This is a genomic window from Acidobacteriota bacterium, assembly GCA_016196035.1.
GTDB lineage: Bacteria > Acidobacteriota > Blastocatellia > RBC074 > RBC074 > JACPYM01.
Map to the genome: position 1 here is coordinate 45117 of JACPYM010000051.1, position 15617 is coordinate 60733.

At 55.0% G+C, this 15617-nt stretch carries 14 protein-coding genes and 1 pseudogene; 8 read left to right on the forward strand and 7 right to left on the reverse strand.

Annotated features, from left to right (window positions below; translation table 11 throughout):
• Positions 1 to 67 precede the first annotated feature (67 nt).
• A complete protein-coding gene (locus tag HY011_15380) occupies positions 68 to 817 on the reverse strand; it encodes a C40 family peptidase (GenBank protein ID MBI3424313.1) in 750 nt (249 codons plus the stop codon).
• 239 nt (positions 818 to 1056) lie between these two features.
• On the opposite strand from HY011_15380, the gene HY011_15385 reads away from it, so the two are divergent.
• The gene (locus HY011_15385) at positions 1057 to 2271 is read left to right on the forward strand and encodes a DUF1972 domain-containing protein (protein MBI3424314.1); all 1215 of its coding nucleotides are present in this window, start codon (positions 1057 to 1059) and stop codon (positions 2269 to 2271) included.
• A gap of 7 nt (positions 2272 to 2278) precedes the next feature.
• Complete coding sequence (locus HY011_15390) at positions 2279 to 3106, forward strand: ABC transporter permease (GenBank protein MBI3424315.1); 828 nt, start codon at positions 2279 to 2281, stop codon at positions 3104 to 3106.
• 6 nt (positions 3107 to 3112) lie between these two features.
• Here HY011_15390 and HY011_15395 read toward each other — a convergent pair whose 3' ends face one another.
• From HY011_15395 to HY011_15420, 6 genes are all read right to left on the reverse strand, one after another.
• On the reverse strand, positions 3113 to 3556 hold the full coding sequence (locus tag HY011_15395; GenBank protein ID MBI3424316.1) for a helix-turn-helix transcriptional regulator: 444 nt from the start codon (positions 3554 to 3556) through the stop codon (positions 3113 to 3115).
• Positions 3557 to 3565: 9 nt separating this feature from the next.
• Positions 3566 to 4729: a molecular chaperone DnaJ gene (dnaJ, locus tag HY011_15400; GenBank protein ID MBI3424317.1), complete on the reverse strand. Its 1164-nt coding sequence runs from the start codon at positions 4727 to 4729 to the stop codon at positions 3566 to 3568.
• 90 nt (positions 4730 to 4819) lie between these two features.
• Entirely contained in the window at positions 4820 to 5254 is a 435-nt protein-coding gene (locus HY011_15405) for an Hsp20/alpha crystallin family protein (GenBank protein MBI3424318.1), read from the reverse strand.
• 81 nt (positions 5255 to 5335) lie between these two features.
• The gene (dnaK, locus tag HY011_15410; GenBank protein MBI3424319.1) at positions 5336 to 7258 is read right to left on the reverse strand and encodes a molecular chaperone DnaK; all 1923 of its coding nucleotides are present in this window, start codon (positions 7256 to 7258) and stop codon (positions 5336 to 5338) included.
• 178 nt (positions 7259 to 7436) lie between these two features.
• The gene (locus HY011_15415) at positions 7437 to 8723 is read right to left on the reverse strand and encodes an AI-2E family transporter (GenBank protein ID MBI3424320.1); all 1287 of its coding nucleotides are present in this window, start codon (positions 8721 to 8723) and stop codon (positions 7437 to 7439) included.
• A gap of 8 nt (positions 8724 to 8731) precedes the next feature.
• Entirely contained in the window at positions 8732 to 9307 is a 576-nt protein-coding gene (locus tag HY011_15420) for a CDP-alcohol phosphatidyltransferase family protein (protein MBI3424321.1), read from the reverse strand.
• A 103-nt stretch (positions 9308 to 9410) separates the two neighbouring features.
• On the opposite strand from HY011_15420, the gene HY011_15425 reads away from it, so the two are divergent.
• The 6 genes and pseudogenes from HY011_15425 to tuf all read left to right on the forward strand — a co-directional run bounded on the left by HY011_15425 (position 9411) and on the right by tuf (position 15602).
• Complete coding sequence (locus HY011_15425) at positions 9411 to 10145, forward strand: serine/threonine protein phosphatase (GenBank protein ID MBI3424322.1); 735 nt, start codon at positions 9411 to 9413, stop codon at positions 10143 to 10145.
• Between the two features lie 97 nt (positions 10146 to 10242).
• Positions 10243 to 10689, forward strand: coding sequence for an IS200/IS605 family transposase (gene tnpA / locus HY011_15430; GenBank protein MBI3424323.1), 447 nt, complete (start codon positions 10243 to 10245; stop codon positions 10687 to 10689).
• A 675-nt stretch (positions 10690 to 11364) separates the two neighbouring features.
• Positions 11365 to 11778 (forward strand): 30S ribosomal protein S12, encoded by a 414-nt coding sequence (locus tag HY011_15435; GenBank protein ID MBI3424324.1) that lies wholly within the window; start codon positions 11365 to 11367, stop codon positions 11776 to 11778.
• Positions 11779 to 11807: 29 nt separating this feature from the next.
• Positions 11808 to 12278, forward strand: coding sequence for a 30S ribosomal protein S7 (rpsG, locus tag HY011_15440; protein ID MBI3424325.1), 471 nt, complete (start codon positions 11808 to 11810; stop codon positions 12276 to 12278).
• A gap of 128 nt (positions 12279 to 12406) precedes the next feature.
• Entirely contained in the window at positions 12407 to 14503 is a 2097-nt protein-coding gene (gene fusA, locus HY011_15445) for an elongation factor G (GenBank protein MBI3424326.1), read from the forward strand.
• A 77-nt stretch (positions 14504 to 14580) separates the two neighbouring features.
• Positions 14581 to 15602, forward strand: a pseudogene (gene tuf, locus HY011_15450) (elongation factor Tu).
• The last annotated feature ends 15 nt before the right edge of the window (positions 15603 to 15617 follow it).

Below are 15617 nucleotides of genomic sequence, written 5' to 3' on the forward strand. Positions count from 1 at the left end.
AACCAAACGCGGCTGCCCGGGCGCTTTCAACGCCGGCAGCCGCGTTTGGTTTAAGTTCGCCGGAGCTTTACTCGGCGGCCCTCATCAATTGCGGGATGAGTGCCAGCGGCGCGCGGCGATAGCCTGTGATGCGCTTTTCCCAGTAACCGGCAAATTCAGAAACGGTCACGCCTTTTGAACTTGAGGCGTGATAGAACGTCGTGGCGTCGCGCACGATGCCCACGTGTTTTAGGTCGTTGAAAAAGACCAGCGTGCCGAACTGTTTGATTTCCTCTGGGGTCGGTTCTGGCAACTGGCTCCACAGCGAGCGCGCCGCCACGCGCTGAAAATCCACGCCCGCATCCTGGAAAACGCGCCAGACGAAGCCTGAACAATCATAGCCATTATCATTCGTGCCATAGAAGCGATAACGAATGCCCAGCTTATTCAAGATTGCCGAGCGTAAGCTCGCCGCCGGGTCGCCGCCAAAGGGCATGGGCGGATTGAGTAATCTGTTGCTGAGGCTGGGCAAGACGAGTTTGGTCAGATCTTTGGCATGGGTCAGCACCGGTGGAATAGGGATTTCCCCAACCAGGGGCGCCGTGATTGTGGGGGGCTTTGCCTCGGCTTTATCTTTTGCTTGTTGTGCTTGCGTAGCGCGTGGGGCGCAAATGAGCACACAAATAAGCACGGCAAGGCAAAGGGGCACTTGAAATTGTCGCATACGTTCGATTTTCTCCTTGTATTGATCAAATGAGCAGATCGTTTGATCCAAGGTGGTGCTCTCTGATCTTTGTACCGCTCGAAAATTGCGAGGACCGCTCGAAAGTGCGGGCATTCTAGCCGGAGCTTGGCCGAATTGTCCACTGTTGCCCGGTCATTTCCCGGTCATTTGAGGAGGTGGGAAAAGTCTGCGGGAAACAGTTGCCGGGGATAGCGAATTGAACTAGGCGAGGCTATACTGCAATGGCGTTTAGCGCAGACCGGTTTCAATCTTCTTGAATTACTAAGCCCAAACAACGTGACTCTTCGAGTTACCCCCGGTGATGGACTTCAGTTGAGGGCGCATTTCTTCTTATGAAAATTGCCATTTTGGGGACGCGCGGCATTCCCGCGAACTACGGCGGTTTTGAGACATTTGCCGAACAATTGGGAACGCGCATGGCGGCGCGCGGGCATGACGTTACGGTCTATTGCCGGAAGCACTATTCGAATAGCCGCACGACCACGCGTTACAACGGCGTTAAACTGGTTGTCCTGCCGACAATTCGCCACAAGTATTTCGACACGGTAATCCACACGCTCCTGTCCGTGTTGCACGCCACCTTCCGCAAGTATGACGTGATTTTGCTTTGCAACGCGGCGAATAGCCTTTTCTCGTTCATCCCCAGGTTGCTGGGGACGCCGACGCTGGTCAACGTGGATGGGCTGGAGCGGAAGCGCAAAAAATGGAATTGGGTGGGCCGCGGTTATTATCTGGTTTCGGAATGGCTCTCGACCTTTTTGCCGACCGCCATCGTAACCGATGCGCAAGTCATCCAGGACTATTACGCCACGCGCTACGGCAAAGAGTCGGCCATGATTGCCTATGGAGCTGAAGTCGCCCGCCGCGCGATGCCTGATTTGCTTACCAAGTATGACCTGGAGCCGAATCGCTACGTGCTTTATGTCAGCCGTTTGGAACCGGAGAATAACGCGCACTTGGTGATCGAGGCTTATCAAAACCTCAAGACCGACTGGCCGCTGGTGATCGTCGGCGGCGCGCCTTACGCACAGGAATACATCGCACAACTCAAAAGCACCCGCGATCCGCGCGTGAAATTTTTTGGCTTCGTGTTTGGCGAGGATTATCGTGCGCTACAGCAGAACGCCTATTGTTATGTGCACGCGACCGAAGTGGGCGGCACGCATCCGGCGCTGATTGAAGCGATGGGGGCAGGGAATTGTGCGCTGACGTTGAACACGCCGGAGAATGTCGAAGTGCTCGGCGCGGCGGGCATTCTCTATGATTCGGTAGCTGATTTGACGCGGCAACTGCAACGCATCTTGGCCGACCCCGCGCTGATTACCGAATATCGCCGCCGCGCCATGTCCCGCGTTTTGGAGCTTTACAACTGGGAGCAGATCACTGACGAATACGAAACCCTGCTGTCAAAACTGGCGGGTATCGAGCTTGTTTCGGAACGAGTTCCGTCAGCGGCTCCCAGCCGCAACGAATTCACCTATCCGCGCGCGCCGTTTGCCGAAGAGCAACCTGCTGAAACCCGGCGCACGGCCACGACGCTGCACTGACCTGCCAATGAGTTATCAATCAAGCGCCAATGTCCCGCTCTGGTCGCCCGCGTTCGCCTTATTGCGCGAACATCGTGGTTTGATCAGTTCGCTGGTCAAACGCGACCTGACCAACCGCTATAAAGGCTCGGTGATGGGCCTGGCGTGGACGATCATCACCCCGGCCATCCAAATCCTGATTTTTACCGTGATCTTTGCGGGGATTTTCAATGCGCGCTTCGGCAATGAGACCAGCCAGTTCGGCTACGCGATTTACATGTTTTGCGGAATGCTGCCGTGGATTGCGTTTAGCGAGGGTGTGCAGCGTTCGGCCACGGCTTTGACCGAGAATGTCAATTTGGTCAAACGTGTGGTCTTTCCCATTGAAGCGCTACCGGTCAATCTGGCGCTTTCAGCGATTGCGCAACAACTGTTCGGCACCTTGGTGCTGATCGTGGTGGCGGCAATGTTTGAACACACCTTGTCGCCCACCATGCTGTTGTTGCCCTTGCTGTTGGTGCCGCAGTTACTGGTAACCGTGGGGTTGGGTTGGCTGGCCGCCAGCTTCGGCGTTTTTATCCGCGACACCGCGCAATTTACGCAATTGGTGCTGATGGCCTGGATGTATTTGACCCCGATCCTTTATCCCGAAAAGGTGATCCCGGCCCAATATCGCTGGCTAGTGGAGTTGAATCCGCTGGCAGCGTTGATCAGCAGCTATCGGCGCATTTTATTGGAAGGGCGATTGCCCGATTGGCGCGGGTTGGCTATTACGATGGCGTTTGCGCTGGTCTGTTTCGGCGTTGGCTATTGGTGGTTTGAACGGACGAAGAAAGCCTTTGCCGATGTCTTGTGAGCAGGCTCAGTCTTCTCTGCCGGCTGCTTCGCGGATCGTGGCAACACGCTTGGTTGATTTGAGCACGATGGTGCGGCGCGTCGGCACCAGGGCTTGTAAGTTATGCGGGTCTTGTGACTCGGCCATGCTCTGTTCGGCGTAATTGCGCAGCGACTCCAAAAAGCGATTGAACTCGCGCTGCATCTGATCCATTTTCTCGCGCATGTTCAGGATGATCTCGACCCCAGCCAGATTGACGCCCAGATCGCGCGTCAGCTTCAAAATGACTTCCAGGCGCTCGACATCTTCGTCGCTATAAAGGCGGACGTTGCCATCCGAGCGCGAGGGTTTGAGCAGCCCTTCGCGTTCGTAAAGCCGCAGCGTTTGCTGGTGCACTCCGTAATGATCGGCGATGGCGCTGATCGTGTAGCCTTTGGTTTTACGCTTACTGCCAATCCCTTTTGGCGTCATAAGTGCTCCTTATTCCAGCCCTAAAGCCACGCGCGGGTTTTCGGGATTGCGTTTGGCAAACTCGCGCAGCAGGTGCTTCGAATCCTCGTCAATCAATTTGGGCAGGACGATCTTCACTTCCACGTACTGATCGCCGTGCGTCGCGCCGCGCAAACTCGGCGCGCCTTTTTCGCGCAAACGAAAAACCTGGCCCGATTGTGTGCCGGGCGGAATGCGCAGTTGGGCTTTACCGCTCACGGTCGGGACTTCGATTTTCGCGCCCAACGCCGCTTCGGGCAGCGTGATGGGGATCGTGCAATGTATGTTGTCGCCCTTGCGTGTAAAGATCGCATGAGAGGCAACATTCGTGACGATGAAAAGATCGCCCGGCGGCAAGCCGCGCAAACCGGCTTCGCCTTTGCCCGCGACGCGCACACGCGAGCCAGTGTCCACGCCCGCCGGGATGCGCACTTTAACGGTTTCCGTCTTCGGGACAGCGCCTCTGCCGCTGCAAACCGGGCAGGGCTGACGCCGTTTGCCTGTGCCGTTGCAATCGCCGCAGGTCTGATCGAAACGCAAAAAGCCGCCGCCGCCTGAAACCTTCCCGCTGCCCTGGCAGGTCGCACAGGTGACTTGTCCGTTATTGGCTTCGCCGCTGCCGCCGCAACGCACACACGGATCGGTGCGGCGCACGCTCAAACTGGTGGTCAGGCCGTTGATGGCGTCTTCGAAACTGATGGCCAGTGGAACTTCGATGTCCGCGCCGCGCTTGGATTGGGTGCGGGATTGCGTGGCGGTGCGCGTCGCCCCGCCAAACAAGTCGCTGAAAATGTCTTTGAAACTTGGTCCTGCGCCAGGGCCTTGCCCGGCTGCGCCCGCACCGGCTGCGCCCGGAGCGCCTGAAAAGACGCTCCAATCAAAATCGAAGCCCGGCCCGCCAGCGCCGCGCGCCGAAGCGTCGCGGATGTTGTCGCTGTACGACCCGAACTTATCGTAAACCTCGCGCTTCTTCGGGTCAGAGAGGACTTCGTAGGCTTCCGAAAGCCCCTTGAATTTATCCTCCGCCGACTTGTCGCCGGGGTTTACGTCGGGGTGATACTTACGCGCGAGCCGCCGGTACGCCTTGCGAATATCATCCTGCGTGGCGGCGCGTTTGACCCCTAATGTTTTGTAGAAGTCTTCCTTTTGAGCCATATAAACTTTAGTGCTGAGCGTCGGGCGCTGCCTACTGAGTCAGCCGTGGCTTGCTCAGCACTCAGCGCCCGCGACACTCAGCACTCGTTTTCACTCCGCCTCAACTTTGATTTCTTTGGCCGTGCTTTGACTGGCCTTCTTGGGCAGTACCAGCTTCAGCACGCCGCGGGCTAACTCGGCGGTAATGCCCTCAACATCAATGCGCTCTGACAGACTGAATGTCCGCTCGAATTTGCCGTAGGCGCTTTCCAAACGGTGGAAATGCTCGCCTCTGTCTTCGTGTTCCCAGCGGCGTTCACCACGCAAGACCAGCGTTCCGTCTACGACCTTGACGTCTACTTCCGAGCTTTTAACGCCCGGCACTTCCGCCGTGAGCACAAAGCTTTCCGCCGTTTCGTAAATGTCCACCGCCGGCGCCCAGGTGCCGCTCGCCTGTTCCGCTGTGAACAGACTCGGGCCTTGCGCCAGTTGCTTTAACTGCTGCTCAATCGCCGCTAGATCGCTGATAAGCCGATGTTGCCGCATAACCGGTAGTCGGTAGCCAGTAGTCGGTAGTCGGTCGCCGGTTCAAGCCTTTGCTTGTAAGAACCGACAACTGACTACCGACTACTTGTTCTCATCTACGTCAATGTATTCGGCGTCAATGACGTCGTCGGGGCCTTTCCCTGGTGCGCCACCTGCCGCGCCCTCCGCGCCCGCAGCCGCACTTGCCGCCGCGTCTGCGCCTGGGGCGGATTGTTGCGCATAGAGCGCCTCAGCGATCTTGTGCGTGGCGCGCGTCAGCTTGTCCAATTGAACGCTGATTTGCCCCGGATCATTCGATTCGACCGCCGCCTTGGCCTCGACAATCGCGGCTTCGACCTCGGAAAGCGTGCCGACCGGAATCTTTTCGCGGTTTTCGGCAATCGTCTTTTCGCTCGAATAGATCAGCGCATCGAGGCGGTTCTTGGTCTCGATCACCTCACGCAAGCGCTTGTCATCTTCGGCGTGCGAATCGGCATCGCGCTGCATCTTGTCAATTTCCTCTTTGGAGAGACCCGACGAAGCGGTGATCGTGATCTTTTGCTCGCGGCCCGTGCCCAAATCGCGCGCCGAGACGTTGGCGATGCCATTGGCGTCAATGTCGAAGGTGACTTCGATTTGCGGCACACCGCGCGGCGCGGGCGGCAAGCCAACCAGATGGAACTTGCCCAGCGTGCGGTTGTCGCCCGCCATCGAACGTTCGCCCTGCAACACGTGGACTTCGACCGAAGTCTGGTTGTCTGTCGCGGTCGAAAAGATTTCCGACTTGCGCGTCGGAATCGTCGTGTTGCGTTCGATCAGTTTGGTGAACACGCCACCCAGCGTTTCAATGCCGAGGCTCAGCGGCGTTACGTCGAGCAGCAGCAGGTCTTTCACATCGCCCGACAACACGCCAGCCTGCACCGCCGCGCCGATGGCGACGACTTCGTCCGGGTTGACGCTCTTGTTGGGTTCCTTGCCAAAGAACTCTTTGACCAGTTGTTGAATCTTCGGGATGCGCGTCGAACCCCCGACCAACACGACTTCGTCAATCTGGTTGGCCGTCAGTCCGGAATCCTTCAAAGCACTCCGACACGGTTCGAGCGTGCGTTGCAGAATGTCGTCAATCAGCGCTTCAAATTTCGCGCGGGTCAGCTTCATCTGCAAGTGCTTTGGCCCTGAGGCGTCCGCCGTGATAAACGGCAGGTTGATCTCAGTTTCCATTGCCGACGACAACTCGATCTTGGCTTTCTCTGCGGCTTCCTTCAGGCGCTGCAAAGCCATCTTGTCTTTGGAGAGATCAATGCCTTGATCCTTCTTGAACTCTTCCGTGATCCACTGGATCAAACGTTCATCCACGTCGTCGCCGCCCAGATGCGTGTCGCCATTGGTGGATTTCACTTCGACTACGCCTTCGCCCACCTCCAGGATCGAGATGTCGAAGGTGCCGCCGCCGAAATCGAACACGGCAATCGTCTCATCTTTCTTTTTGTCCAGACCATAAGCGAGCGCGGCAGCCGTCGGCTCGTTGACGATGCGCAACACTTCCAGGCCAGCAATTCTGCCTGCGTCCTTAGTGGCTTGGCGTTGCGCGTCATTAAAATAGGCTGGCACGGTGATGACAGCCTGCGAAACTTTTTGGCCTAAGTAGTCTTCAGCGGACTGCTTCAATTTTTGCAGCACCATTGCCGAAATTTCGGGCGGCGACCAGTCTTTATCCCCAGCTTTCACACGCACATCATTGCCTGCCTGGGTGACGATATAGGGAACTTGCTTCAATTCGCTGGAGACTTCGTTGTAGCGCCGTCCCATAAAGCGTTTAATTGAATAAACCGTATTTTCAGGATTCGTAACGGCTTGGCGTTTTGCCACTTGTCCGACCAAGCGGTTGCCGTCCTTAGTGAAACCGACCACCGACGGGGTGGTGCGTCCACCTTCAGAATTGGTGATCACGACCGGCTCACTGCCTTCCATAATCGCCACGACTGAATTAGTGGTACCTAAATCAATACCGATAACTTTACTCATTCTGCCTCCATCAACTCACGAACAGATTCGTCGCAAACGTATAGCAACCCGAATTCCAGTCCCTGCCAACCGAGTTGCCACAAATTTACTGACGTTGCATAACGATATATCAAGTTTCGTATGCGAGCCGGAATATACGGCTTGAGTCTATCACTGTCAACTTTTTTGAGCGGAGAGGCTAATTTTTCTCTTCACTATCCGTAGGCCGATCACGTAGCCGCGAAGCGAGTTCGCTAGACGTTATGATTATGCGCGGAGAGGATTCCTGGTCTGAGGACGTGGGGTGGAGGTAGGACGCTTGGAATTTTGACCCTGGTTCAACCGGTAAGCCATCACCTGTCAGCAATGGGGACACCGTGCGTGAATAAAAAGCGGACTGCTGATAAATCTCCTCCAAAAATTCCAACAGTACTTTTGCCACTGCCAGGACAGGTAATGCCAACACAATTCCGAGCAAGCCAAAGAGATTTCCCCCAATCAGCAATCCTACCAGGACCCATAAAGGGGAAAGATCAAGGCGATGGCCAAGTATCTTGGGCGTCAAATAATAACCTTCGATGCTTTGGACGATTGCGAAAAGCAGCAGTATCCCAAGTAGGCGGGGCAGACCCGCACCGTCCAAAACGAGGAAAATCAGCGATAATGAGAGACCTGTCAAGGTTCCAATGTAAGGGATAAAGTTGAGTAGTCCTGAAATCACTCCAAGCGTAATAGCAATAGGAACGCGCAATAGCGCGAAGCCAAGAATGTACATTGATCCCATAATCGCTGCTATTGCCAACTGCCCACGTATGTAGGAAGAAATAACCAGACTAATCCGATTCATCAGGGCCAACGCTTGTGGCCGAAAACGCGGCGGAATTAGCAACTCAAACCGGCTTTTGATAGCAGGCGCATCCGCCAGCAAGTAATAGGTAAAAAAAGGAATCAGCAAGAGGTCGAAAATCGAGGCGGTCAACGTGAAGAGTTGGAAAATGCCGCTTTGAAACCAGCCTAACGCAAGTTCGCTAAATTTATACTGGTTGAGCGAAGCCAAGAGACGTTCCCCTAAGGCATCAATGTAGCTGCTGTATAACGGAGGGAGCGTTTGTTTTAACTTGCTGAGTAATGGAGCGGCCTTTTCACGATTGGTAAAAAGCATCAAGGCGCGCTGATACGCATTGCCTAGCTGCTCCCAGATGTTTGGCAAAATGAAGATCAGTGCCAGGGCGAATAATAATCCCGTTAGGATCAAACACAGCACAGAGGCGTTTGCGCGGGACCAGCCGCGCTGTTCAAACCGTTTCACATAAGGGGCTAAAAGATATGCCAAGGCGATGGCGCATAACATGGGTAGAAAGATAACGCCGCCGCAGATTGCCAAAAGCAGTAGGGCTAAGAGCGCAACTGCCATAGCAGGCACCCAGCGCAACCATTCAAGCGGGTTGCCGAAAGTCGAGCCAGTGCTTTTAGGAGGCTCTCTCATAGAGGTGGCTACTTCGGAGATTCGTGCGACTTCTCGTTCAAGAGTCGGTTCGCATGAAAGATATAGTGAATCCCTGATAACAACGCCATTAGAAATGTAGCAAGGCAAGTCACGGTAATTAAACGAGTATCCAGAGCGAAGGCATTTGCTGCGAGGAAGACGGCAATGGTGACGATTTGTACTAAGGTATTAAGCTTACCCAGAGCCGAAGGACGAAACTGACTAAAGCCAGTTGAGATGTTGATCGCTAACGCTCCAAGCACGATAAAAACATCACGACTGATGGCCGCCACAGTTACCCAAAATGGAATGGGCAGTGTTTTCGTCAGTCCGTGGCTTGAAAGGACGATGAAGGCTGTTACCAATAACAGTTTGTCTGCCATCGGATCAAGAATTGATCCCAATTGGGTTTTTTGGTTAAAAGCGCGGGCGAAAAAACCATCTAGTCCGTCAGTCACGGCCGCGCTAAAGAATAGCGCGAGCGCCCAGGTGAACTCCTGGTAATAAATGGCAATCACAAAGATTGGCACTATCAACAGGCGTAAGATGGTCAGCAGGTTTGCCAAAGTAAGGGCAGATGACATTGGGTTGTTTCAAATCTAATTGATGCGTGAATGGTACTAATGCCTGTGTATCATAACTTTTTAGTTTTTCATTTCAAGGCAACTTGAGCAATAATGCACGGCTATGAGGACTCTGGTTGTAGGTGATATCCATGGTAAACGCATATTATTTGAGCGGCTGCTGGAACAAATGAAATACCAGCCTGGCAAGGATCGGCTGGTATTAATTGGTGATCTCGTAGACCGAGGAGAGGACTCGCGTGGCGTGGTTGAGCGTGCAATTGAGTTGAAAAAACAGGCTCCCCAGACGGTCACGGTTATTCGGGGCAATCACGAAGTCATGATGCTTTCAGCCTTGGCGCAACCTGGCAGCGAAGAAGTTGAGCTATGGTACATCAATGGCGGGATTGAGACGCTGCAAAGTTATCTTGACGAGGAAGGCAACCTCACAATTCCGGAAGAACATTGTAACTTTATTGCCGATTTGCCTACTTGGGATGAGGACGAACACGCCATTTATGTTCATGCCTCATTGGTAGAAGATGGGAGTGGTGGCTTTTTTCATCCCAAGGAAACCCCTGACCATCCAGCGCTAATCTGGGCGCGTAATCGTCACTTTTTTGCCGAATACGGAGGCAAGACCGTAGTTTTCGGTCACACGATTACAGGTATGCTTTTCGGAGAGCGGGAAAAGGTTTGGTTACGAGACCATTTGATCGGAATAGATACGGGTGCTTATTTGACAGGAGTTCTCTCAGCAATTGAACTTCCTTCACGCAACGTTTTTAGCGTTAGCGAAGACACAGGCCAGGAAGAGCCGCAAGGTTTGGCTGAAAACAAGAAGAAATTTTGGCTCTAGCAACTAACTGAATAACAAAGGGTAAGCCACTGGTTTGAGCAGTGCGACTCGCACAGCTTTGAGCGTTCTAGGAGTAAACTTTTCCTCTGGAGGCTTGATGAGCCTTAACCAGAGGAGAACTTTATTTCTGGAACAAAGTTATCAGAGCTTGTCCCACACCAAGTGGGATTGCAAATATCACGTGGTGTTTGTCCCCAAATATCGGCGCAAGGTGTTGTACCGTGAGTTGCGGCAGCAGTTGGGGGCGACCTTCCACGAACTGGCGCGGCAAAAAGAGTGCCGCATGCTAGAAGGCCACCTCGTGGCGGATCATGTGCATATGTGCATTGAGATCCCGCCCAAGCACTCAGTGGCCTCGGTGATCGGGTTTATCAAGGACAAAAGCGCGATTGCGATTGCGCTTTTGCAAGGCAAAGAACGCGACTTCAATGGCGAATACTTTTGGGCGCGCGGCTATGCGGTTTCGACGGTCGGTTTCAACGTCGAGCAAATCTGCAAATACATTCGCGAGCAAGAAGGTTCGGACGGCAGCGGACGTTTCTAAACGGGTTTGGAGATTTTGACTTGCTCAAGGTCACCCTACCCATTCAATAGGTCGAGCGTCTTTGCGACGCTCACGCTCATCAAGCCACCCGCTTTGCGGGTGGTGTCTGACTTGCCAACCGTTACTGAAACGCCCCACGAGAAAGCCGCGCCTCTCCAATAACTATTTGCCGAAAAATCATGCAAACAATGCGAAACCGGCTTGACAGACCAGGGACTGATTCGTATAGTCACGGGCTTTGTCGGGTACATTCTACTCGGCAAACAAATTAAGCAGCGTTTTGAAGGTCGTTAAGTGCAGAGGCGCTGCTTGCTGGTTGAATTTGGGATTACACTTTGACAACCAGATGAGAAAGTATTGTGGCGTTGCGTTTCTAGCGCATTCATCGTTCCAAATAGGATAGCCAAAATTGCGGGCAGCAATTTTGGCTATCCTGGTCAGGAGAATACGCCACAGAGAAACTCGGCGACGTTGGGACGCCAAATCTGCACATGTTTAATTAGACGAATATCCCACATTCCTAAACAGTTTCATCAATAGGGCAGTGATCAAGTTATTGGGTAAGTCCAGTATTTGTTTTCACTGACACGAATGCAAGTTTGAGCGCGGATGAGCCTCTTATTTTCAGCCACAGTGGTGGCACGCTGAGAGGATTAAGCGTTCGGATAGAGTACTATGCCAACTATTAGCCAGTTAGTACGCAAAGGCCGTAAGGCAGTACGTTATAAAACTTCCAGCCCCGCGTTGCAGTCATGTCCGCAACGTCGTGGGGTTTGCGTCCAGGTGAAAACGCAAACGCCAAAAAAGCCGAATTCGGCTTTGCGCAAAATTGCACGCGTGCGTTTAACCAACGGGATCGAAGTGACTTCGTATATCCCTGGTATTGGGCACAACTTGCAGGAACACTCGATTGTGTTGGTGCGTGGCGGACGTGTGAAAGATTTGCCGGGTGTACGATATCACATTGTGCGTGGCACACTTGATTCTGCCGGTGTTGCCAATCGCAAGCAGGGACGTTCAAAATATGGCGCGAAACGTCCGAAAGAAGGAGTTGCTGTGCCAGCCAAAGGCGGAGCGAAGAAGAAATAACCCAGAGCAGAAACTAGGTTGAAGCAACTATGCCGAGAAGAAGAGAAGTTCCTAAACGCGAGATTTTGCCTGACCCAGTATACAATAGCCCGTTGGTGGCTAAATTCGTCAACACTCTGATGTGGGACGGCAAAAAGGCCGTGGCGGAAGGCATCCTTTATGGCGCGCTCGATAAAATTAAGGCGAAGAGCGAAGAAGATCCACTGAAGATTTTCAAAAAGGCGATTGAGAACCTTCAGCCTAAGGTTGAAGTCAAATCCAAACGTGTGGGCGGTGCCAACTATCAAGTGCCGGTCGAGGTAAATGCCAGTCGTCGGGTAGCGCTGGCGATGCGCTGGCTGGCAAACTATGCCCGCGAGCGCGGTGAAAAGACTATGGTGGATAGACTGGCTGCCGAAATTTTGGACGCCGCCGCGAGCAAAGGCAATTCGGTCAAGAAGCGCGAAGACGTGCATCGCATGGCTGAAGCGAATAAGGCCTTTGCAAATTACCGTTGGTAGGTTTTTCAGGAGAATGAAGGAAAGGTGGCTGGAGAGCGGCTCGTAGCGTAATTGCTGGGAATCGCAACGGCACACCGCAGACATAGGGCTAGTCGGCATCAAGCTGTACGACAGACTAGCGGGGTAGTATGCCAAGACAGGAACCGTTAAACAGATTTCGGAACATCGGCATCATGGCGCACATTGATGCCGGCAAGACCACTACGACCGAGCGCATTCTTTTCTACACGGGCATCTCGCACAAGATCGGCGAAGTGCACGACGGCACGGCCACGATGGACTGGATGCCGCAGGAACAGGAGCGCGGCATCACGATTACGTCCGCCGCGACGACCTGTTTCTGGAAGCGCAACAAGATCGAATACCGCATCAACATCATTGATACGCCCGGCCACGTGGATTTCACCATCGAGGTCGAACGCAGTTTGCGCGTGCTGGACGGCGCGGTGGCCGTGTTTGACGCGGTGGCTGGTGTGCAGCCGCAATCCGAAACCGTTTGGCGGCAGGCTGACAAATACGAAGTCCCGCGCATTGCATTCATCAACAAGATGGATCGCCCCGGCGCTGATTTCGATCACGCGGTGGACACGATCCGCACGCGACTCAGCGCGAAACCGGTACCGATTCAGATGCCCATCGGCGCGGAAGACCAGTTCAAGGGCTGCATTGATCTCATTGAGATGAAGGCCCTGTACTGGAAGGACGAGACGCTGGGGTCGGATTACAGTACCGAAGAAATTCCCGCCGACATGCTTGATGCGGCCAAGGCTGCGCGCGAGGCGATGATCGAGGCCGTCGCCGAAGTGGACGACGCCTTGGCGACAAAGTACCTGGAAGGCACCGAGATCACCAACGACGAGATTCGCGCGGCGCTGCGCAAAGGCTGCATCGGGATTCAACTCTTCCCGGTCGTTTGCGGCACGGCATTCAAGAACAAAGGCGTGCAAACGCTGATGGACGCGGTGGTGGATTACATGCCTTCACCGACGGACATCGCGCCGATGCAGGGCGTTGACCTCAAAGGCAAAGAAGTCGAGCGCGCGGCTGACGACAAAGTGCCTTTCTCCGGTTTGGTGTTCAAGATCATGGCCGACAAGCACGTCGGTCAGCTTTGCTTCACGCGCATTTACTCCGGCGTGCTCAAGTCTGGTTCCTACATTCTGAACACGACAAAAGATAGCCGCGAGCGTATCGGACGGATCGTGCGCATGCACGCGAACAAGCGCGAAGAGGTTGAGGAAGCTTACGCTGGCGAAATCGTCGCGCTGGTTGGCTTGAAAGGCGCGACGACCGGCGACACCGTGTGCGCCGAGAACGCGCCGGTCATCCTGGAAGCGATGGAGTTCCCCACGCCGGTCATCTCGCTGGCGATTGAACCCAAGACGCGCCCGGATCAGGAGAAGCTGGGCATTGCGATGGGCCGCTTGGCGCAGGAAGACCCGTCGTTTCGCGTCACCACCGATCACGAGACCAACCAGACGATCATCTCCGGCATGGGCGAATTGCATCTGGAGATTATCGTTGACCGCTTGAAGCGCGAATACGGTGTCGAGGCTAACGTCGGCAAGCCGCAGGTCGCCTACCGCGAGACGATCAAGAAGCCAGCCAAGGCCGAAGAGAAGTATGCGCGCCAGACCGGCGGGCGTGGTCAGTACGGTCACGTCGTGCTGGAGATTGAGCCGAACGAGGCGGGCAAGGGCTTCGAGTTCAACAACAAGATCGTAGGCGGCGTGATTCCAAAGGAGTACATTCCGGCGGTTGAGAAGGGCGTGAAAGAAGCTTTGCAAGGCGGCATTCTGGCTGGCTACGAGTTGGTGGACGTCAAAGTCAATTTGGTCTATGGCAGCTACCACGAAGTGGACTCGTCGGAAATGGCCTTCAAAATTGCGGGTTCCATCGCTTTCAAGGAAGCGGCGCGCAAGGCCAATCCCGTGTTGCTGGAACCGGTGATGAAGGTCGAGGTCGTGACGCCCGAAGATTACATGGGTTCGGTGACGGGCGACCTGAGTTCGCGCCGGGGCCGTATCGAAGGCATGAATTCGCGGCCCGGCACGCAGATCATCACCTCGATGGTGCCGCTGGCTGAGATGTTCGGTTACGAAACCGATCTACGCTCGATGACGCAGGGACGCGCTGCTTCGACGATGCACTTCGCGCGCTACGAAGAAGCGCCGAAGAGCGTGAGCGAAGAAGTCATTGCCAAGGTGCAGGGCGCGGCTAAATAACAGTTTCCTCTCGGCTTCGCACGCGCGAAACGGGAGAAGGTTTGTTGATCTTCTGATTCAGACTTTGAGGAGCAAACATGGCGAAAGAGAAATTCGACCGCAGTAAACCGCACGTGAACGTGGGGACGATCGGCCACGTGGATCACGGCAAGACGACGCTGACGGCGGCGATCACCAAGACGCTGGCCAAGCACAATCCGAAGATTGCGTTTCGCAGCACGTCGAGTACGAGACGAAGAACCGGCACTACGCGCACGTGGATTGTCCAGGGCACGCCGACTACGTGAAGAACATGATTACCGGCGCGGCGCAGATGGACGGCGCGATCCTCGTCGTCGCCGCGACCGACGGCCCAATGCCGCAGACGCGCGAACACATCCTGCTCGCCCGCCAGGTCGGCGTGCCGGCGATGGTCGTGTTCATGAACAAGTGCGACGCGGTGGATGACGCCGAATTGCTTGACCTGGTCGAATTGGAAGTGCGCGAACTGCTCTCGAAGTACGAATTCCCCGGCGACGACATCCCGGTGATTCGCGGTTCGGCGCTGAATGCCTTGAACGGCGACGCGGAAGGCGAGAAGCAGGTCGAAGAGTTGATGGCGGCGGTGGACAGCTACATCCCGACGCCGGAACGCGCGATTGACAAGCCTTTCCTGATGCCGGTCGAAGACATCTTCTCGATCTCGGGCCGCGGCACGGTAGCGACAGGTCGTATCGAACGCGGCATCGTGAAAGTCGGCGAGCAGGTGGAAATCGTGGGCATTAAAGACACGCGCACGACAGTCGTGACGGGCGTGGAAATGTTCAAGAAGCTGCTCGACGAAGGCCGGGCAGGCGACAACGTCGGCTTGCTGCTGCGCGGCGTGGATCGCAAAGAGATCGAACGCGGCCAGGTCATCGTCAAACCTGGCTCGATCAAGGGCCACACGAAGTTCAAAGCCGAAGCGTACGTCTTGACGAAGGAAGAAGGTGGACGGCATACGCCCTTCTTCACGGGCTACCGGCCGCAGTTCTACTTCCGCACGACGGACGTGACGGGTGTGGCGCAACTGCCGGAAGGCGTGGAGATGGTGATGCCGGGCGACAATATCGCGATGACGATCGCACAGTCGGCG

What these genes read in the sequence shown, in the direction of transcription:
- HY011_15380 (MBI3424313.1), bottom strand. Translation starts at nt 817, where the DNA reads ATGCCCGCACTTTCGAGCGGTCCTCGCAATTTTCGAGCGGTACAAAGA.
- HY011_15385 (MBI3424314.1), top strand. Translation starts at nt 1,057, where the DNA reads ATGAAAATTGCCATTTTGGGGACGCGCGGCATTCCCGCGAACTACGGC.
- HY011_15390 (MBI3424315.1), top strand. Translation starts at nt 2,279, where the DNA reads ATGAGTTATCAATCAAGCGCCAATGTCCCGCTCTGGTCGCCCGCGTTC.
- HY011_15395 (MBI3424316.1), bottom strand. Translation starts at nt 3,556, where the DNA reads ATGACGCCAAAAGGGATTGGCAGTAAGCGTAAAACCAAAGGCTACACG.
- dnaJ (MBI3424317.1), bottom strand. Translation starts at nt 4,729, where the DNA reads ATGGCTCAAAAGGAAGACTTCTACAAAACATTAGGGGTCAAACGCGCC.
- HY011_15405 (MBI3424318.1), bottom strand. Translation starts at nt 5,254, where the DNA reads ATGCGGCAACATCGGCTTATCAGCGATCTAGCGGCGATTGAGCAGCAG.
- dnaK (MBI3424319.1), bottom strand. Translation starts at nt 7,258, where the DNA reads ATGAGTAAAGTTATCGGTATTGATTTAGGTACCACTAATTCAGTCGTG.
- HY011_15415 (MBI3424320.1), bottom strand. Translation starts at nt 8,723, where the DNA reads ATGAGAGAGCCTCCTAAAAGCACTGGCTCGACTTTCGGCAACCCGCTT.
- HY011_15420 (MBI3424321.1), bottom strand. Translation starts at nt 9,307, where the DNA reads ATGTCATCTGCCCTTACTTTGGCAAACCTGCTGACCATCTTACGCCTG.
- HY011_15425 (MBI3424322.1), top strand. Translation starts at nt 9,411, where the DNA reads ATGAGGACTCTGGTTGTAGGTGATATCCATGGTAAACGCATATTATTT.
- tnpA (MBI3424323.1), top strand. Translation starts at nt 10,243, where the DNA reads ATGAGCCTTAACCAGAGGAGAACTTTATTTCTGGAACAAAGTTATCAG.
- HY011_15435 (MBI3424324.1), top strand. Translation starts at nt 11,365, where the DNA reads ATGCCAACTATTAGCCAGTTAGTACGCAAAGGCCGTAAGGCAGTACGT.
- rpsG (MBI3424325.1), top strand. Translation starts at nt 11,808, where the DNA reads ATGCCGAGAAGAAGAGAAGTTCCTAAACGCGAGATTTTGCCTGACCCA.
- fusA (MBI3424326.1), top strand. Translation starts at nt 12,407, where the DNA reads ATGCCAAGACAGGAACCGTTAAACAGATTTCGGAACATCGGCATCATG.